This window comes from Pseudomonas sp. M2, from assembly GCF_015751845.1.
Classification (GTDB): Bacteria; Pseudomonadota; Gammaproteobacteria; order Pseudomonadales; family Pseudomonadaceae; genus Aquipseudomonas; species Aquipseudomonas putida_E.
Map to the genome: position 1 here is coordinate 2,697,935 of NZ_JADOUD010000001.1, position 18,371 is coordinate 2,716,305.

The 18,371-nt window shown below is 62.7% G+C and carries 18 protein-coding genes; 6 read left to right on the plus strand and 12 right to left on the minus strand.

Annotation, left to right across the window (positions count from 1 at the left end; translation table 11 throughout):
- Window positions 1-9: 9 nt before the first annotated feature.
- The 4 genes from IWW33_RS12475 to IWW33_RS12490 form a co-directional block, all read right to left on the minus strand.
- Entirely contained in the window at window positions 10-636 is a 627-nt protein-coding gene (locus IWW33_RS12475; RefSeq protein WP_161871806.1) for a TetR/AcrR family transcriptional regulator, read from the minus strand.
- On the minus strand, window positions 636-2,213 hold the full coding sequence (gshA, locus tag IWW33_RS12480; protein WP_174141979.1) for a glutamate--cysteine ligase: 1,578 nt from the start codon (window positions 2,211-2,213) through the stop codon (window positions 636-638). The genes IWW33_RS12475 and gshA overlap by 1 nt, the downstream gene beginning before the upstream one ends.
- A 154-nt stretch (window positions 2,214-2,367) precedes the next feature.
- The gene (locus tag IWW33_RS12485; RefSeq protein ID WP_012316725.1) at window positions 2,368-2,751 is read right to left on the minus strand and encodes a PaaI family thioesterase; all 384 of its coding nucleotides are present in this window, start codon (window positions 2,749-2,751) and stop codon (window positions 2,368-2,370) included.
- On the minus strand, window positions 2,751-5,075 hold the full coding sequence (locus tag IWW33_RS12490; RefSeq protein WP_119687938.1) for a Tex family protein: 2,325 nt from the start codon (window positions 5,073-5,075) through the stop codon (window positions 2,751-2,753). Before IWW33_RS12490 ends, IWW33_RS12485 begins: the two co-directional genes overlap by 1 nt.
- 227 nt (window positions 5,076-5,302) lie before the next feature.
- Between IWW33_RS12490 and ompR the strand changes: the two genes are divergently transcribed.
- Together ompR and IWW33_RS12500 are read left to right on the plus strand one after the other, a co-directional pair.
- Window positions 5,303-6,043, plus strand: a complete 741-nt coding sequence (gene ompR / locus IWW33_RS12495) for a two-component system response regulator OmpR (protein ID WP_046788224.1) — start codon at window positions 5,303-5,305, stop codon at window positions 6,041-6,043.
- A gap of 13 nt (window positions 6,044-6,056) precedes the next feature.
- Window positions 6,057-7,370 (plus strand): ATP-binding protein, encoded by a 1,314-nt coding sequence (locus IWW33_RS12500; RefSeq protein ID WP_046788225.1) that lies wholly within the window; start codon window positions 6,057-6,059, stop codon window positions 7,368-7,370.
- A gap of 120 nt (window positions 7,371-7,490) precedes the next feature.
- Here the strand turns inward: IWW33_RS12500 and rimK are convergent, their stop codons facing one another.
- Together rimK and IWW33_RS12510 are read right to left on the minus strand one after the other, a co-directional pair.
- A complete protein-coding gene (rimK, locus tag IWW33_RS12505) occupies window positions 7,491-8,396 on the minus strand; it encodes a 30S ribosomal protein S6--L-glutamate ligase (RefSeq protein ID WP_012316721.1) in 906 nt (301 codons plus the stop codon).
- Window positions 8,393-8,875 (minus strand): ATP-dependent zinc protease, encoded by a 483-nt coding sequence (locus IWW33_RS12510; protein ID WP_039603122.1) that lies wholly within the window; start codon window positions 8,873-8,875, stop codon window positions 8,393-8,395. Before IWW33_RS12510 ends, rimK begins: the two co-directional genes overlap by 4 nt.
- A gap of 109 nt (window positions 8,876-8,984) precedes the next feature.
- Here IWW33_RS12510 and IWW33_RS12515 point away from each other — a divergent pair, with 109 nt between their 5' ends.
- Window positions 8,985-9,386 (plus strand): S4 domain-containing protein, encoded by a 402-nt coding sequence (locus tag IWW33_RS12515; RefSeq protein ID WP_012316719.1) that lies wholly within the window; start codon window positions 8,985-8,987, stop codon window positions 9,384-9,386.
- A 27-nt stretch (window positions 9,387-9,413) separates the two neighbouring features.
- Here the strand turns inward: IWW33_RS12515 and IWW33_RS12520 are convergent, their stop codons facing one another.
- Window positions 9,414-10,208 carry a phosphatase PAP2 family protein gene (locus tag IWW33_RS12520; RefSeq protein WP_174141978.1) on the minus strand — a complete coding sequence of 265 codons (795 nt, stop codon included), beginning with the start codon at window positions 10,206-10,208 and terminating at the stop codon, window positions 9,414-9,416.
- A 119-nt stretch (window positions 10,209-10,327) separates the two neighbouring features.
- On the opposite strand from IWW33_RS12520, the gene hslO reads away from it, so the two are divergent.
- Together hslO and IWW33_RS12530 are read left to right on the plus strand one after the other, a co-directional pair.
- Complete coding sequence (hslO, locus tag IWW33_RS12525) at window positions 10,328-11,227, plus strand: Hsp33 family molecular chaperone HslO (RefSeq protein ID WP_046788227.1); 900 nt, start codon at window positions 10,328-10,330, stop codon at window positions 11,225-11,227.
- Between the two features lie 179 nt (window positions 11,228-11,406).
- Entirely contained in the window at window positions 11,407-12,948 is a 1,542-nt protein-coding gene (locus IWW33_RS12530) for a phosphoenolpyruvate carboxykinase (RefSeq protein WP_012316716.1), read from the plus strand.
- Between the two features lie 51 nt (window positions 12,949-12,999).
- On the opposite strand, the gene IWW33_RS12535 is transcribed toward IWW33_RS12530, so the two are convergent.
- A complete protein-coding gene (locus IWW33_RS12535) occupies window positions 13,000-13,272 on the minus strand; it encodes a type II toxin-antitoxin system mRNA interferase toxin, RelE/StbE family (protein WP_012316715.1) in 273 nt (90 codons plus the stop codon).
- Window positions 13,272-13,736, minus strand: coding sequence for a hypothetical protein (locus tag IWW33_RS12540; protein ID WP_223255173.1), 465 nt, complete (start codon window positions 13,734-13,736; stop codon window positions 13,272-13,274). Before IWW33_RS12540 ends, IWW33_RS12535 begins: the two co-directional genes overlap by 1 nt.
- A gap of 101 nt (window positions 13,737-13,837) precedes the next feature.
- On the opposite strand from IWW33_RS12540, the gene IWW33_RS12545 reads away from it, so the two are divergent.
- Entirely contained in the window at window positions 13,838-14,278 is a 441-nt protein-coding gene (locus IWW33_RS12545; RefSeq protein WP_012316713.1) for a thioesterase family protein, read from the plus strand.
- A 54-nt stretch (window positions 14,279-14,332) separates the two neighbouring features.
- Here IWW33_RS12545 and IWW33_RS12550 read toward each other — a convergent pair whose 3' ends face one another.
- The 3 genes from IWW33_RS12550 to fdhD form a co-directional block, all read right to left on the minus strand.
- Entirely contained in the window at window positions 14,333-14,812 is a 480-nt protein-coding gene (locus IWW33_RS12550) for a glycine zipper domain-containing protein (RefSeq protein ID WP_115273122.1), read from the minus strand.
- Window positions 14,813-15,026: 214 nt separating this feature from the next.
- Window positions 15,027-17,372: an FdhF/YdeP family oxidoreductase gene (locus IWW33_RS12555; protein WP_174141977.1), complete on the minus strand. Its 2,346-nt coding sequence runs from the start codon at window positions 17,370-17,372 to the stop codon at window positions 15,027-15,029.
- A 5-nt stretch (window positions 17,373-17,377) separates the two neighbouring features.
- The gene (fdhD, locus tag IWW33_RS12560) at window positions 17,378-18,208 is read right to left on the minus strand and encodes a formate dehydrogenase accessory sulfurtransferase FdhD (RefSeq protein ID WP_174141976.1); all 831 of its coding nucleotides are present in this window, start codon (window positions 18,206-18,208) and stop codon (window positions 17,378-17,380) included.
- Window positions 18,209-18,371 lie beyond the last annotated feature (163 nt).

Consider the following 18,371-nt stretch of genomic DNA (forward strand, 5'->3'; position numbering starts at 1 on the left):
CCAGCAAGATCAGCGTTTAGTAAGAAACGGCGGCAGGTACAAGCCCAGGTACGCCTCGAACACCCGCTTGCCTTCCTCGGCCATGCGCGGGGTGATCGCCTCGTGCAACTGTACCGAGCGCGCATACACCCGGTCGCTCAACTCCATGGCCAGTGCAAACACATCCACGTCCGCAGGCATTACCGGCAACCGGAAATGCTGGTCGAACAGCTTGTGCATCAACTCACCCAGCTCCATGTCGTGCTGCCGGTCCGCCTGCACCACTTCGCTCAGGCCATGCTGGGCCAGGATCAACTGACGCGCTGCAGCATCCTCGTTGTAGATGTCGAGCATGCGCTGTTCGATCAACCGTGAAAGCTCATGCCAGGTGCCGAGCGCACTGCTGTCTATCGGTGCGCTCAACGCCTCGCGAAAAGCCCGGTGCACATCGGCCGTCAGCGCTTCGAGCAGTGCCGGCACGCTGGCAAAGAAGTGATACACCGACGAGGGTGGAATCTGCGCCCGTTCGGCCACGCTGTAGATCGACAATGCTGCCACCCCTTGCTCGGCCAACAGCTCGCGCGCCGCCGCCAGGATCGCCTCGATCCTGGCCTGGCTGCTGGCGCGCGGCTTGCGCGGGGTGGTGCTGCGGGTCATCAGTTGCTGATCGCCAGGATGCTGGCCTGGTAGGCGCCGACGAACTGGTCGAAGTCGCCGACTTCCTGCTGCTCGAGGCGTGACTGCTCGGCCAGCGAATTGCGGGCGAGGGTCTCGTAGGCTTGCTGGCGCTCTGTGGGCAGCGGTTGCTCACGGAACGTTTGCGCGTGCAGGCGGCTCTGGCGCAGCGAGAACTGGATGAAGCTTTCCTCATGCTCGCTCATGCGCGCGAGCACCTGGGCCGATGGCGTCAGCGAAGCGTCGTCGACTTTGGCCTGCTGTGCGGCCAGGGCTTTGGCATGTTCGTCGCCGCCTTGAGCGTGATCGAGCAGCTCAGCCAGTTGGCCGATGCGCCCAAGCAAGTCGCTGGCCCAGGCTTTCAGCTCGATCGGTTGGCCGTCGCGGCGCAGCTCAAGGCCTGGGCGACGGCCTTCCTTGACCACACTCAGGAAGTTGTCGGTGCATTGGCCGCATTCGCCATTGTCCAGCAGCGGGCTGTCTTCCAGGGCACAGAACAACAGAAACGCATCCAGGAAGCGCGCCTCGGTCAGGTCGATGCCTACCGGCAGGAACGGGTTGATGTCCAGGCAGCGCACCTCGACGTACTGCACGCCGCGTGAGGTCAGGGCCTGGATCGGCCGCTCGCCGGTGTAGGTGACACGCTTGGGGCGGATGTTCGAGTAGTACTCGTTCTCGATCTGCAGGATGTTGGTGTTCAACTGCACCCATTCGCCGTCCACATGCGTACCGATTTCCACATAGGGCGGGTAGGGCGTGCCCACCGCCTTGCGCAGGCTGTCGGTATAGCTGGCCAGATTGTTGTAGCAGGGGGTGAGGCCGGCCTGAGCATTGCTCTGATAGCCCAGGTCGCTCATGCGCAAGCTGGTAGCGTAGGGCAGGTACAGGGTTTCGGCGTCCAGCTCTTCGAGCTGGTGCGGGCGGCCACGCAGGAAGCCTTTGTCCAGGGCTGGCGAGGCACCGAACAGGTACATCAGCAGCCAGCTGTAACGGCGGAAATTGCGGATCAGCGCAATGTACGCCGCCGACTGGTAGTCGCGGTCGCTCTGGTCGTTGCCCTCGGCGGCGCGCAGCAGCGGCCACAGCGCTTCAGGCAACGAGAAGTTGTAGTGGATGCCGGCGATGCACTGCATGGTGCGGCCGTAGCGCAGGGCCAGGCCCTTGCGGTAGACGTGCTTGAGCTTGCCGATGTTCGAGGTCCCGTACTCGGCGATCGGGATGTCCTCCTCGGCCGGCAGCGTGCACGGCATCGACGGGCTCCACAGCAATTCGTCGCCAAGCTTGCTGTAGACGAAGCGGTGAGTTTGCTCGAGGCTTTCCAGCACTTGGGCCGGGTCGGGCAGGGCCGGGGTGATGAACTCCAGCAGCGACTCGGAATAATCGGTGGTGATCTGCTCGTTGGTCAGCGCCGAACCCAGGTTTTCCGGATGCGGGGTCTGAGCCAGGCGACCTTCGTCGGTGACGCGCAGGCATTCGCGCTCAATACCGTGCAGGCACTGCTTGAGCAGGGGGAGATTGGCGCCGAGCAGGCTCAGGCGGCGGTTGAGGAGGTCGCTCAAGATGGTTTCCTTCACGCATCAGTCGCCCCAATATGGGGGTAGAGTTGACGGTCTACAAGGGTAGGAGGAAAGGAACTGGCGTTGTCGCCTGGTTTACGCGGTTACGGCAGTGCCAGCGCACTGCCGCAAAATACCGCAGATACCGTTTGGTGAGCTAGAGAACCGCGAAGGTTCCCTGCGCTTTGGCGACCAGTTTGTCGCCTTGGACTACGTCGGCGTCGACCACCAGGGTACGGCGCCCGGCGTGCAGCACCCGCGCCGTGCACAGGACCTCGCCGTCACCGACCGCACGCATGTAGTTGATCTTGCATTCGATGGTCACGCTCTGCTGGTCGAAACCATGGCTGGCCGAGCAGGCCAGGCCCATGGCGATGTCCACCAGGCTGAAGATGGCCCCGCCGTGCAGCTTCTGGCCGCGGTTGCGCAGGTGCGGTTCAAGCGCCAGTGCCACCTCTGCAACGCCCGTGTCCAGGCGTTGCAGGCGGCAGCCCAGTAGCTGGCTGTAGGCGCTTTCAACGAGCTCTTTGGGGATCTCCATCACTTCTTTTTCAACTGCTTGGCGTTGGCAAAGAGCGCAGCCATGGCGTTGTTCGCCGGCGCGGCGCTAGCGGTTTCGCGCTGGCGTGGTGCCTGCTGCGGGCGGTTGCCGCCATTGCCACGGTTGCCACCACGGTTGCCTTCGACTTTTTCGCCCGGGGTATCGCTCATGCGCATGGACAGGCCGACACGCTTGCGCGGGATGTCCACTTCCATGACCTTGACCTTGACCACGTCGCCGGCCTTGACCGCTTCGCGCGGGTCCTTGACGAACTTCTCGGACAGCGCCGAGATGTGTACCAGGCCGTCCTGGTGCACGCCGATGTCGACGAACGCGCCGAAGTTGGTGACGTTGGTGACCACGCCTTCGAGAATCATGCCGGGCTCCAGGTCCTTGAGGTCTTCGACGCCGTCCTGGAAGGTGGCGGTCTTGAACTCGGGGCGCGGGTCACGGCCGGGCTTGTCCAGTTCCTGGAGGATGTCGGTGACGGTGGGCAGGCCGAAGGTTTCGTCGGTGAACTGCTTGGGGTCCAGGCGCTTGAGGAAGCCGCTGTCGCCGATGAGCGAGCGGATGTCACGGCCGGTGTCGGCGGCGATGCGTTTCACCAGCGGGTAGGCCTCGGGGTGCACGGCGGAGGCATCCAGCGGGTTGTCGCCGTTCATTACGCGCAGGAAGCCTGCGGCCTGTTCGAAGGTTTTCTCACCCAGACGGCTGACCTTCTTGAGTGCGGCACGGGTGGCGAACGGGCCATTGGCGTCGCGGTGCGCGACGATGTTCTGCGCCAGGGTGGCGTTGAGGCCGGAGATGCGGGTCAGCAGCGCGACCGAAGCGGTGTTGACGTCCACGCCCACGGCGTTCACACAGTCCTCGACCACAGCGTCCAGGCCGCGGGCCAGCTTCACCTGGGACACATCGTGCTGGTACTGGCCGACACCGATGGATTTGGGGTCGATCTTCACCAGTTCGGCCAGCGGGTCCTGCAGGCGGCGGGCAATCGACACGGCGCCACGGATCGACACGTCCAGGTCAGGGAATTCACGGGCAGCCAGCTCCGACGCCGAGTACACCGACGCACCGGCTTCGGAGACCATGATCTTGGTGATCTTCAGCGCCGGGTATTTTTTAACCAGCTCGGCGATCAGCTTGTCGCTCTCGCGGCTGGCGGTGCCGTTGCCAATGGCGATCAGCTCCACCGAGTGTTTGGCGCACAGTGCGGCCAGTACCGAGATCGTGCGGTCCCAGTCGTTGCGCGGTGCGTGCGGGTAGACCGTGGCGGTGTCCAGCAGCTTGCCGGTGGCATCGACCACCGCGACCTTGCAGCCGGTACGCAGGCCCGGGTCGAAGCCCAGGGTCGCGCGCGGGCCGGCCGGGGCGGCCAGCAGCAGGTCGTGCAGGTTGTGGGCGAAGACGTTGATCGCCTCGCTTTCGGCGTTATCGCGCAACTCACCGAACAGGTCGGTTTCCAGGTGGGTGTACAGCTTGACCTTCCAGGTCCAGCGCACCACCTCGCCCAGCCACTTGTCAGCCGGGCGGTTGCGGTTTTCCACGCCGAAGTGGCTGCCGATCATCATTTCGCACGGGTGCAGGGTGCCCGGCAGCTCTTCGCCAACCTTCAGCGACGCGCTCAGCACACCTTCGTTGCGGCCGCGGAAAATGGCCAGTGCGCGGTGCGACGGGCAAGTGCGCAGCAGTTCGTCATGGGCGAAATAATCGCGGAACTTGGCGCCTTCCTCTTCCTTGCCAGCCACCACGCGGGCGCTGAGCACCGCTTCCTGCTTGAGGAAGTTGCGCAGCTTGTCGAGCAGGGCAGCGTCTTCGGCGAAACGCTCCATGAGGATGTACTTGGCGCCCTCGAGGGCGGCCTTGACGTCGGCGACACCTTTGTCGGCATCGACGAAGCGCGCGGCTTCGCTTTCCGGCGCCAGTTGCGGGTCGTTGAACAGGCCGTCGGCCAGCTCGCCCAGGCCGGCTTCCAGGGCGATCTGGCCCTTGGTGCGGCGCTTTTGCTTGTACGGCAGGTAAAGGTCTTCGAGGCGGGTCTTGGTGTCGGCCAGCTTGATCTCGCGGGCCAGCTCAGGGGTCAGCTTGCCCTGTTCCTCGATGCTGGACAGGATGCTCGCACGGCGCTCGTCCAGCTCGCGCAGGTAGCGCAGGCGCTCTTCCAGGTGGCGCAACTGGGTGTCGTCCAGGCTACCGGTCACTTCCTTGCGGTAACGGGCGATGAAGGGCACGGTAGAGCCTTCGTCCAACAGGCCCACGGCCGCCTCGACCTGCTGAGGGCGTACGCCCAGTTCCTCGGCGATACGGCTGTTGATGCTGTCCATGTAAACCACCTGACAATTGTGAATACGGGGGCTGCGAGGCGCTTGTTCCGCCCGGCGGCGCTGGAGAAAGCCGCGCATTATACCCATCGCAGACGGCTTGCGGTGATGGCGCCAGGCCAGTTGCGGAGGCCGGGAAGTGGCGCCGGGGGAAAAATCTGCTAACAATGCTCACGGCACGCGTGGCAATGGCTACGCCATAATGCGCGGCGATCTCAGAGGAGTTATTCATGACCGGCACCGCAAACAACGCTGAAGGTGACAAGATTCTCATCGTCGACGACGATCCGGGGCTCAGCAGCCTGCTGGAACGTTTCTTCACCAGCAAGGGCTACCGTGCCCGCGCGGTGCCCAACACCGAACAGATGGACCGCCTGCTGCAGCGCGAGGTATTCAACCTGGTGGTGCTCGACCTGATGCTGCCGGGCGAGGATGGCTTGTCCGCGTGCAAGCGCCTGCGCCAGTCGAACAACCAGATCCCGATCATCATGCTCACCGCCAAGGGTGACGAACTCAGCCGCATCAAGGGGCTTGAGCTGGGCGCTGACGATTACCTGGGCAAGCCGTTCAACCCGGACGAGCTGATGGCGCGGGTCAAGGCCGTGCTGCGCCGTCAGGCACCGACGGTACCGGGCGCCCCGGGCAGCGAGGACGAGTCGGTCACTTTCGGCGATTACGAGCTGTCGCTGGCCACCCGTGAACTCAAGCGTGGCGAAGAAGTGCACATGCTCACCACCGGTGAATTCGCCGTGCTCAAGGCCCTGGTCATGCACGCCCGTGAGCCGTTGACCCGCGACAAGCTGATGAACCTGGCCCGTGGCCGTGAGTGGGATGCCCTGGAGCGCTCGATCGACGTACAGATTTCGCGCCTGCGCCGCATGATCGAACCGGACCCGTCCAAACCACGGTATATCCAGACTGTGTGGGGCGTAGGTTACGTCTTCGTACCGGACGGAAACGCTGGCAAATGAAGCCTGGCCTTCGATGAAAACTCCGGTCTGGTTCCCGCAAAGCTTCTTCGCCCGCACCCTGTGGCTGGTGCTGATCGTTGTCCTGTTCTCCAAGGCGCTGACCCTGGTCTACCTGCTGATGAACGAGGATGTGCTGGTCGATCGGCAGTACAGCCATGGTGTGGCGCTGACGCTGCGCGCCTATTGGGCGGCCGATGAAGAAAACCGCGACAAGATTGCCGAAGCCGCAGGCCTGATCCGGGTGACCGGCTCCGGCGTGCCGGAGGGCGAGCAGCACTGGCCCTACAGCGAAATCTATCAACGGCAGATGCAGGCCGAGCTGGGCGAAGACACCGAAGTGCGCTTGCGCATCCACGCACCGCCTGCGTTGTGGGTCAACGCGCCGAGCCTCGGCCCGGGCTGGCTGAAAGTGCCGCTTTATCCGCACCCGTTGCGTGGCCAGAAGATCTGGAACGTACTTGGCTGGTTCCTGGCCATCGGCCTGCTGTCCACCGCTTCGGCGTGGATCTTCGTGCGCCAGCTCAACCAGCCGCTCAAGCGCCTGGTGTTCGCTGCCCGTCAGTTGGGCCAGGGCCGCAGTGTACGTCTGCCGATCAGTGATACGCCGAGCGAAATGACCGAGGTGTATCGCGCGTTCAACCAGATGGCCGAGGATGTCGAGCAGGCCGGGCGTGAGCGCGAGCTGATGCTGGCGGGTGTGTCCCACGATTTGCGCACGCCACTGACGCGCCTGCGTCTGTCGCTGTCCTTGCTGAACAGCGACAACGAACTGAGCGACGACATGGTCCGCGACATCGAGGACATGGACGCGATTCTTGACCAGTTCCTGGCCTTCATTCGCGATGGCCGCGACGAGCCGCTGGAGGAGGTCGACCTGGCCGACCTGGTGCGCGAAGTGGTGGCGCCCTACAACCAGCCGCAAGAGCGTGTGCGCTTGTGCCTGGAGCCTATTCCGCCATTCCCGCTGCGCAGGGTTTCCCTCAAGCGCATGCTGGGCAACCTGATCGGTAACGCGCTGCATCACGCGGGCAAGGGGGTCGAGGTGGCCGCCTATGTGTCGGGCGACGAGAGCGCGCCTTATGTGGTGCTGAGCGTGCTGGACCGGGGGGCAGGGATCGATGAGTCGGAGCTGGAGACCATCTTCAATCCGTTCATTCGTGGGGACCGTGCGCGGGGTGGCAAGGGCACCGGGTTGGGGCTGGCGATCGTCAAGCGGATCGCCGCCCAGCATGGCGGTAATGTCGAGTTGCGCAACCGTTCTGGGGGCGGGATCGAGGCGCGGGTAAGGTTGCCGTTGGGGCTTTTGCTACCGCGTAACGCGGTTTGAGCCTTCGCTGTCAGTGATGGCCCTATCGCCGGCAAGCCGGCTCCCACAGGTACATCACTGAGCCGCAGAGCAGTGGGAGCCGGCTTGCCGGCGATGGGGCTGCACGGCAGCCCCAAAACCTCAGCCTTTGCCCTTGGTCCGGGTCTGATTCGGCCCGCCATTTTTCTCCAGATGCTCGATGATCATCCCGGCCACGTTCTTGCCGGTTGTCACCTCGATACCTTCCAGGCCCGGTGAGGAGTTCACCTCCATCACCAGCGGCCCGTGGTTGGAGCGCAGAATATCCACCCCTGCCACGCTCAGGCCCATCACCTTGGCCGCACGAATGGCGGTTATCCGCTCTTCAGGCGTGATCTTGATCAGGCTGGCCACACCGCCGCGATGCAGGTTGGAGCGAAACTCGCCTGGCTTGGCCTGGCGCTTCATCGAAGCAATCACCTTGTCGCCCACCACGAAGCAGCGGATATCGGCACCGCCGGCCTCCTTGATGTATTCCTGAACCATGATGTTCTGTTTCAGGCCCATGAACGCTTCGATCACCGACTCGGCCGCTTGGGTTGTCTCGCACAACACCACGCCGATCCCTTGCGTGCCTTCCAGCACCTTGATGACCAGCGGGGCGCCATTGACCATCTGGATCAGGTCGGGGATGTCGTCCGGCGAGTGGGCGAACCCGGTAATGGGCAGGCCGATGCCGCGCCGGGACAACAACTGCAACGAACGCAGCTTGTCACGCGAGCGGGCGATGGCCACCGACTCGTTGAGCGGGTAAACGCCCATCATCTCGAACTGGCGCAGCACCGCGCAGCCGTAGAACGTCACTGACGCGCCGATGCGCGGGATCACTGCATCGAAACCCTCCAGCGGCTTGCCGCGGTAATGGATCTGCGGCTTGTGGCTGGCGATGTTCATGTAGGCCCGCAGGGTATCGATCACCACCATTTCATGGCCACGCTGAGTGCCGGCTTCGACCAGCCGGCGGGTGGAATACAGACGCGGATTGCGCGACAGCACAGCGATCTTCATGCAGCACCTGTGACAGGAGATAGGGTGGCCGGGTAGGCCGGTTTGTCTTGCACGTACTTGAGCCCGGGGTTGACCACCAACTGGCCGTGAATGAGTGCCTTGGAGCCGAGCAGCAGGCGATAGCGCATGTTCTTGCGGCAGGCCAGGGTGAACTCTACCTCCCAGACGCCATCGCCCAACGCCAACGAGGTGCGGATCACATAACGGGTCTGGGCATGGCCGTTGGAGCTCTTGATGGTTTTCATGGTGACCAGCGGGGCTTCGCAGCGGCGGTGGCGCAATTGCACGATCGAACCCAGGTGGGCCGTAAAGCGCACCCATGGCTGGCCGTCGCGCTCGAAGGGCTCCACCTCTGTGGCATGCAGGCTGGAGGTGCTGGCACCGGTATCGATCTTGGCGCGCAGGCCCGCCACACCGAGGTCGGGCAAGGCGACCCACTCGCGCAGGCCGATTACAGTCAGATGGTCAAATGTCTTCACGAAGCACACCCTGCGAATGAGGTGGTGAACTGTAAGCACGGCGGGGACTTTTTGCATCCGTCAGTTACGGTAGTACAGTTCGATGAAAGACAGAATTCGAGGCAACGGGATGGCACACAAAGCGGAAGAAGACGACAAGGTACGCCTGGACAAATGGTTGTGGGCGGCGCGGTTCTACAAGACCCGTGCGCTAGCCAAGGCCGCCATAGAAAGTGGCAAGGTGCATTGCCGTGGCGAGCGTTGCAAACCCGGTAAAGAGCCGCGGGTGGGTGATGAGTTCGTGCTGCGTACCGGTTTCGACGAGCGCACCGTGGTAGTCAAGGCGCTGTCGGTGGTACGCAGGGGCGCGCCTGAAGCGCAGGCCCTGTATGCAGAAACCGAGGAGAGTGTGCGCCGCCGCGAGCAGGCAGCCGAGCTGCGCAAGGCCGGGGCCATGGGCGTGACCACCGACGGCCGGCCGAACAAGAAGCAGCGGCGGCAGATTCACCAACTGCACGGCAATTTTGATTGAATGGGGCTGCGCAGCAGCCCCAGCCGTCTAGCGGACCACCGCCAGGCGCCCGACCAACGGTAGCCTGGCGGCGAGGGCGAACAAAGGCGCCGTCCACCGCACCAGCAATGCGCTACCTTTGGCCGCCAGCGGCGTATGGCAGCTCCAGCCCAACGCTAGGACTGCCATCAGCAAGCCACCGATGTAGTCATCCTGCCCCCAGTGCGCGCCTGCGACCAGGCGCGGCAGCATGAACAGCAACGCCAGGCCCCAGATCACGAGGTGCTGGACCAGGCGCCGGCTGAACAGGCTCATGAACAAGGCCCAGATCAGCAATACCGAGGCGTGGTCGCCCGGGAAGCTGTTGCTGGAACGGTCTTTCAGCTCCCATGCCTTCTCAAGGTTCGGGTAGTAGTCGCTCAGGTGCACAACGTTGGTGAATACCATTGATGGGCTGTCATGCTGCCAGCCCATTGCATCTACCCACTTGGAAAACAGCGCGCGAATCACCACTAAGAGGATCAGCGTAACCAAAAAGCCGAAGAAGGCTTCACGCACCTGGCTGGCCTTGAACACCCAGTCGCCCCGAATCAGCACGGCCAGAAGGACCAGGCCAACGACGATGTCGAAGGGGCGCAGGCTGCCGATGGTCCAGATATAGCGCCAGGTGGTGTTGTCGGCCAGCGGTGCATTGAGGCTGTGGAACAGCCATTCGTCGAAAGTCAGGCACAGGATCTGGCCAAAGGGCCATAACCAGAAACACAGTAGAGCGATGGGCAGCAAAGTGCAGGCTGCCAAGGGGCCCCAAGACCACCTTGCTTTTAACAGTGGTCGATTGTCCATAAAATACCTCTATTGCAATCAGGAATCGGAGCGCCTTGTGAGCGCTCTGTCACGGGAACTCGCGAGTGTTCGACATCCCGTGTAACCATTTTGTCATCATTTCTAGATAGCCAAAACCTATGAGCGATTTGCCGGATACCGATTTCACCCAACGTTTCATCTTCGACGACCGCGATATTCGCGGCGAGTGGGTGGCACTCGATGACAGCTACGCCGCGGTGTTGGCTCGTCATGCATACCCACAGCCCGTTGCCACATTGCTCGGTGAGCTGATGGCCGCTACCTCGCTGCTGGTGGGCGCGCTGAAGTTCGACGGCCTGCTGATCCTGCAGGCGCGTTCTGCTGGCCCCATCCCCCTGCTGATGGTGGAGTGCTCGGGCGAGCGCGACATCCGCGGCATGGCGCGTTACGAAGCGGACCAGATAGCAGCCGACGCGACCCTGGCTCAGCTGATGCCCGACGGCCATCTGACCCTGACCATCGACCCGGTCAAAGGCCAGCGCTACCAGGGTACTGTCGAGCTCGACGGCAAAAACCTGTCCGAGTGCTTCACCAATTACTTCGTGCAGTCTCAGCAGCTCAACACGCGCTTCTGGCTCAACGCCGAAGGCGGCAAGGCTCGCGGCCTGTTGCTGCAGCAGTTGCCGGTGGATCGCCAGCGTGACGAAGAAGAGCGCGAGGACAGCTGGCAGCATGTGATTGCCCTGGCCAACACCCTCAAGCCGCAGGAGTGGGCCGAGGCCAACGAAACCTTGCTGCACCGCCTCTATCATGAAGACGCGGTACGCCTGTTCGATATCCAGCCGCTGCGCTTCAAATGCAGCTGCTCGCGCGAACGTTCCGGCAATGCGCTGGTCAGTCTTGGCGAGCATGATGCCAAGCAGCTGGTCGAGGAGTGCGGGGGCAAGGTCGAGATCGATTGCCAGTTCTGCAACGAGCGTTATTTCTTCGATGCCAGCGATGTGGCACAACTGTTTGCCGGTGGTGGCACTGACACGGCGTCAGAAACTCGCCACTGAAACGTTTAATTTCAGGGAAATCTCCTGTCGAATTGCGCAAAAGGGCAGTTACGACAGGAGGGGCCTACTTTTTTTGGGCGTTTCTGGCATAATCCGGCCACTTTTTTCGCTGTAGTAGTTTTTTACAGACAACTACAAAACGTTTGGAGCACTCGGCCTCGGGCCGGATGGGGTATCTCATGACGCAAGCCAACAACACCGTGTACACCGACCTGAGCGTCGATGAGCTGGTAAAAGAAGCGCTGCAACGCGGTGAAGGCGTGCTAGCCGATACCGGCGCACTGGTCGTCGAGACCGGGCACCGTACTGGCCGTTCGCCGGCTGACCGTTTCATCGTCGAAGAACCTTCCACCCAGGACGCCATCGCCTGGGGCCCGATCAACCGCAAGTTCCCGGCCGACAAGTTCGATGCCCTGTGGGACCGCGTCGAGGCGTTCAACAACGCCCAGGATCACTTCGTTTCCTACGTTCACGTAGGGGCTGCCGCCGAGCACTACCTGCCGGTGAAGATGACCACCCAGACCGCCTGGCAGAACCTGTTCGGCCGTTGCCTGTTCATCAACCCTGAGCAGTTCAACCCGGCTGGCCGCGACCAGTGGCAGGTTCTCAACGTTGCCAACTTCGAGTGCGTGCCTGAGCGTGACGGCACCAACTCCGACGGTTGCGTCATCATCAACTTCGCCGCCAAGAAAGTACTGATCGCGGGCATGCGTTATGCCGGCGAAATGAAGAAAGCCATGTTCTCGGTGCAGAACTTCCTGCTGCCGGCTGCCGACGTGCTGCCAATGCACTGCGCTGCCAACATCGGTGAAGAAGGCGACGTCACCCTGTTCTTCGGCCTGTCCGGCACCGGCAAGACCACCCTGTCGGCTGACGAAAGCCGTTACCTGATCGGTGACGACGAGCACGGTTGGGGCGAAGGCGTTGTCTTCAACATGGAAGGCGGCTGCTACGCCAAGTGCATCGACCTGTCCGAGAAGAACGAGCCGGTCATCTGGAAAGCCATCAAGCATGGCGCCGTGCTGGAAAACGTCGTCCTGGACGGCAACAAGCACGCCGACTACGCCGATGTCAGCCTGACCCAGAACAGCCGCGCCGCCTACCCGCTGGAGCACGTCGCCAAGCGCGCCGAAGCCAACCTGGGTGGCGAGCCTAACGCAGTCATCTTCCTGACCTGCGACCTGACCGGTGTTCTGCCTCCGGTTTCGATCCTGAACAACGAGCAGGCGGCCTACCACTTCCTGTCCGGCTACACCGCGCTGGTCGGTTCCACCGAAATGGGTTCGGGCGGCGGCATCAAGTCGACCTTCTCCACCTGCTTCGGCGCACCGTTCTTCCCGCGCCCGGCTGGCGAATACGCCGAGCTGCTGATCAAGCGTATCAACGCCTTCGGCTCCAAGGTCTACCTGGTCAACACTGGCTGGACCGGTGGTGGCTATGGCGTCGGCAAGCGCTTCAGCATCCCGACCACCCGTGGCGTGATTGCTGCCATCCAGAGCGGCGCTCTGGTCGGTACCGAGACCGAGCACCTGGACATCATCAACCTGGACGTGCCGAAGGCCGTTCCGGGCGTCGAGACCGAGCTGCTCAACCCGCGCAACACCTGGGCTGACAAAGCTGCCTACGACGAAGCTGCAAAAGGCCTGGCCAAGCTGTTCACTGAAAACTTCAAGAAGTTCGAAGTGTCCGACGCCATCAAGGCTGCTGGCCCACAGCTGTAAGCTGTCGCCGGTTGCAACGAGAAAGCCGCCCCCAAGGGCGGCTTTTGTGTTTCAGGGCCATTGCTGCCTTGCATGCAGGATGCGGATGATTTCCACGGCTTCCCTTGTAATCCGATAGACCATCACGTAGTTGGGGTGGATGATGATTTCCCGGGTCCCCGGATAGCGCCCGGGTTTGTACATGGAAGGAGTCTGCGCAGCGAGCCTGGCTTTTTCGGCAAATTTTTCGTCTAGTGAAATGGCGGCAGCGGGATTGTCCTGGGCTATATGGTCCATAATGCGAAAGCGATCATTGCGGGCCATCTCACGCCAAGCCAGGCGCATCAGCGGACTCTGGCTTTGAGTTCGCTGCGGCGAGCCGCGAACAGCAGCTCTGCTTCTTCATCCTCCATCGCGGGCGACGAATCATTCAGGCTTGCTTCGACTTGTTCTGCGAACCACGCCTCGTAAGCGGCTGCTTCATGAGCCCGCTTCAACGCTTGAGCGCGATCAGGACGTTGGTAAGTGCTCATCAGGCCAGGGTCAAAGGCTGAGGTGTCCACCTCGAAATGGTCGATGCCCATCTCACGCAGGTAGATGACCAAGGTTTCAAACTTTTTGAAAAGCCTTACATTGCCGCTACGTTGGGCAATCAGCAGGTGCTCTTGCTGATTGATATCGACCTGGATGGCCCAGCCACCTGGCTGGCCGACGATGTGCGTAGCGTTGATTCGGCCTGATTCCACCAGTCGGCTCAAGTTGGCATGATCTAATTGATGAGTTGGCATCGGTGTCTTTCTCAGTTTCATCAGATACACCATGGTATGCAATCTATAGTTGATTGCGACTATAGTCCTTCCTGTCTTGGTGTGGGAAGCTTCCTCACGGTGTAACCAATTGTGGATATCTCATGACCGAATCCCCTCAGCGCAGCGCGTTCTCCCACTTCCACCCCATCCTCACCCGCCCCCAGGACAACGACCATAACGGCCACATTGCCGGTGCCACGGTGCATGGTTTCTTCGAAACCGCCATCCAGGCCTTTCTGGTCGAGCAAGCTGAATTCGACCTGCGTGAAGGTGAGCTGGCGGCGTTCGTGGTCAGTTCGGCGGCAGATTTTTTCGCGCTGCCGGGCTTTCCGGACGTGCTAGAGGTGGGTTTGGGCGTCACTCGCCTTGCAGGCAGCACGGTGGAGTACCGGCTGGCGCTGTATCGCCCGGGAGAGGCCGATGCTTGTGCGGCAGGGACCGTGGTGCAGGTGTTCATCGAGCGCGCCAGCGGCCGGCCGGTACCGCTGCCGGAGGCGCTGCAAGTCATTTTGTCGGGCCTGCAGCTCGGTCCGCAGGCATGAAAAAGCCCCGCGGGTGAGGGCGGGGCTTTTGCTGCCTGAGGATGGTCTCAGGTATCAGTCGCGCCAGTGGCGCTTGTGCTTGCGGTGGCCGTAGTGGCGGCCACGGTCGTAATGACGGCGGTCGTCGTAGCCGCGACGGTAGCGGCGGTCGTCGTGACGGTCGTCATCATCGGCCTCGTTGCCCAGGTAGTTACCGAGCGCGCCACCGGCGCCGCCGCCTGCGGCTGCACCGATGTAGCTGCCGGTGGTACCGCCCACCGAGCGACCGACCACGTTACCGCCTGCAGCGCCCAGTGCGCCGCCGATAGCGGCCTCACCACGCTGGCGCTTGTCGGCACCCAGGGCACCGCCGGCCGCACCGCCCAGGCCGGCACCAATGGCGCCGCCAGTGCTACCACCGATGGAGTTGCCCACTACGGAGCCGAGTACCCCACCCAATGCGCCGCCAATGCCGGCCTCGGTATTGCCACCGGCCATGGCAACGCCGCTGAGCAAGCTGAAAGACAACAACAGAATCGAGGAGTACTTCTTCATCAAGAGAGCCTCATAAGGATGACGAGGGCGAATTTGCAGTTCCTTGAGGCCGCTGGCAACGAAAATCCGACGAGTAGCACGAGTTGTACACAATTCTCTAAGTTACTGTTTTATCGATGAAACTTTATCGATTTTCGTGTGTCTGAGGTAATTGTGACAAAGCCCTGAACCCCTGTGGAACAGGGCTTTTTTCGTTTTTACCCGTACGGTTCGATTACACGATTCGCCCGTCGTCGCGCGCCCGCTCCAACTTGATGGCGACGAACTTGGAGGTCGGTGTATGGCTGCCCTCACCGATGCTTTCCAACGGGATCAGCGGATTCACTTCCGGGTAGTACGCCGCCGCCTGCCCAGCCGGGATATCGAACGCCAGCAGGGTGAAGCCCTGTACACGGCGCACATGCGAATCGCCCCACAACGAGACGATGTCGACCTTCTGCCCCGGCTGGAAGCCCAGGCGGATGATGTCGGCCTCGTTGACGAACAACACGTCACGCTGGCCGCGCACGCCACGGTAGCGGTCGTCGAGGCCATAGATGGTGGTGTTGTACTGATCGTGCGAGCGCATGGACTGCATGATCAGGTCCGGTACCTGGCCGCTGGCGCGTACCCGCTCGTCGAGCAGGGTGTCCGGCAGCAGGTTGGCCTTGAAGTTGGCGCGGCCGTTGGTGGTCTTCCACTGGCGGCTGGCTGCACTGTTGCCCAGGTAGAAGCCGCCTGGGTGGCTCAGGCGCTGGTTGAAGTCGGCAAAGCCTGCAATGGTGTCGCCGATCAAGTCCCGGATACGGTTGTAGTCGGCCACAAGCCAGTGCCAGTCGACCGGGTTTTTGCCAAGTGTGGCAGCGGCGATGCCGGCAACCACTGCCGGCTCCGAGCGCATGTGGGTCGATAGCGGCTTGAGCTGGCCGTTGGAGGCATGGACCATGCTGAAAGAGTCTTCAACGGTGACCGCCTGTGGTCCGTCGGCCTGCAGGTCGATATCGGTGCGGCCCAGGCACGGCAGGATCAGCGCCTGTTTGCCGTGGATCAGGTGGCTGCGGTTGAGCTTGGTGCTGATGTGCACGGTCAGCGCGCAGTTGCGCAGGGCCTGCGCGGTACGCTCGGTATCCGGGGTGGCCTGGGCGAAGTTGCCACCCAGCCCGATGAACACCTTGGCGCGGCCGTCAAGCATGGCGTGGATCGCTTCGACGGTATTGTGGCCATTGTGCCGCGGTACCGGGAAATTGAAGCGTTTTTCGATGGCATCGAGCAGCGCCACCGGCGGGCGTTCATTGATACCCATTGTGCGGTCGCCCTGCACGTTGCTGTGACCGCGTACCGGGCACAGCCCTGCGCCAGGCACACCGATGTTGCCGCGCAGCATCTGCAGGTTGACGATTTCCTGGATGGTGGGCACCGAGTGGCGGTGTTGGGTGATGCCCATCGCCCAGCACATGATCACCCGTTTGCCGCGGCAGTACATGCGTGCAGCCAGCTCGATGTCTGCGAGCTCAAGGCCCGACTGCTCCTGAATGTGCGCCCACGAGGTGGCGTCCACTGCCGCCAGGTACTGATCGACACCGTGACCATGCTCGGCGATGAATACGTGATCGAATACCGCCGGCTCGCCTTTGGCCTGCGCCTCACGCTCCCACTGCAGCAGGAACTTGGCCATGCCACGCAGCAGCGCCATGTCGCCGCCCAGGGCCGGGCGGAAGAACGCCGTGTTGGTCGGCCGGTCGCTGTTGGTCAGCATTTCCAGCGGGTTCTGCGGGTGCTGGAAGCGCTCCAGGCCACGCTCCTTGAGCGGGTTGATACACACCACCTGGGCGCCACGCTTCACGGCATCGCGCAGCGGGTCGAGCATGCGCGGGTGGTTGGTGCCGGGGTTCTGGCCCCAGACGAAGATCGCATCGGCGTGTTCGAAATCATCGAAGGTGACAGTGCCCTTGCCCACACCGATGCTTTGCCCCAAGGCTACGCCACTGGCCTCGTGGCACATGTTCGAGCAGTCGGGGAAGTTGTTGGTGCCGTATGCACGCACGAACAGCTGGTACAGGAACGCCGCTTCGTTGCTGGCCCGCCCGGAGGTATAGAACTCAGCCTGATCGGGGCTTGCCAGGTTGTTCAGCTCTCGGGCGATCAGGGCAAAGGCTGCATCCCAGGCGATCGGCTGATAGCGGTCGCTGGCCGGGTCGTAGACCATCGGTTCGGTCAGGCGGCCTTGGTATTCCAGCCAGTAGTCGCTCTGCTCAAGCAGCGCGCTGACGCTGTAGCGGGCGAAGAAGGCCGCATCGACTCGGCGCTTGGTGGCTTCCCAGTTGACCGCCTTGGCGCCGTTCTCGCAAAACTTGACCATGCCGCTTTCGGGCGAGTCGCCCCAGGCGCAACCGGGGCAGTCGAAGCCGCCATTCTGGTTGGTCTTGAGCAGGGCGCGAAGGTTCTTCAGCGCATTGTCGCTGCCGACCCAGGCCTTGGCCACGCTGCGCAAGGCGCCCCAGCCACCGGCGGGGCCGTGGTAGGGCTTGTAGCGTGGTGGGGAGGCTGGGGCGTTGTCTGGAAGAGGCTGGTACGAGGTCACGGCTATTACGACTCCGCCGCTGGGCTATAGACCCGCGGTGCACTGTGTTTGGGCAGATGAATGAGGTTGAGGTTGTGCTTGCGCGCCCATTGCAGGGCAAGCCCGGTAGGGGCCGAGAGGCTGACCAAGGTCTGGATGCCAGCACGCAGGACTTTCTGGATCAGCTCCAGGCTGCAGCGGCTGGTGACGATCGCCAGGCCGCCTTCGGTGGCGATGCCCTGGCGCAGCAGGGCGCCGATCAGCTTGTCCAGGGCGTTGTGGCGGCCGATGTCTTCGCGGCCGAGCAGCAGCTCGCCCTGGGCGTTCATGAACAATGCCGCATGCACGGCACCACAGTGCTGGCCCAGAGGCTGGAAGGCATCGATACGCTCACGCAGGCCCACCAGCCACTGCGCCGGTGGCAATGGCGCGCCAGGCAGCTCGGCCAGCTCCGGCAGCGCCTGCTCCAGGGCTTCGACGCCACACAGGCCGCAACCGCTGGTGCCGGCCAGTTGGCGACGCTGGTTTTTCAGGTTCCAGAATGCGCGGCTGGAAATCTCCAGGTCGGCGTACAACGCCGAGCCGCTGCCGGAGAGCTTCAGGTCGTAGATGTCCGCGGTGCCATCGACAATGCCGCTGCCAACGCTGAAGCCGACCGCAAAGTCTTCAAGATCGGTGGGGCTGACCAGCATCACGGCCTGATTGAGGCCGTTGTAGACGATGGCCAGGGCGACTTCCTCGGCCAGCGGCGTGCTGGCGCGCGCAGCGTCGTCGAGCTGGACGTAATCGTAGGTGTTGCTGGCGGCAGGCAGTGCCAGAGGCGCCGAGGCCGCGCAGACCGGAGGCTTGCTGTTCATCGGGGCTGGTTGTTCATCGGCGCTGACTACCGGCGGCTTTTTGATAGCACCAGCCTAGGCCTGTGGGCCGGTCACGTCTAATCGCTAGGGTCTATGCCTTGATAGACCGCGTCGATTGGTCGCAGTGGGGCGGGGGAGGAAATGATGGCCTAGACTCGTGTTT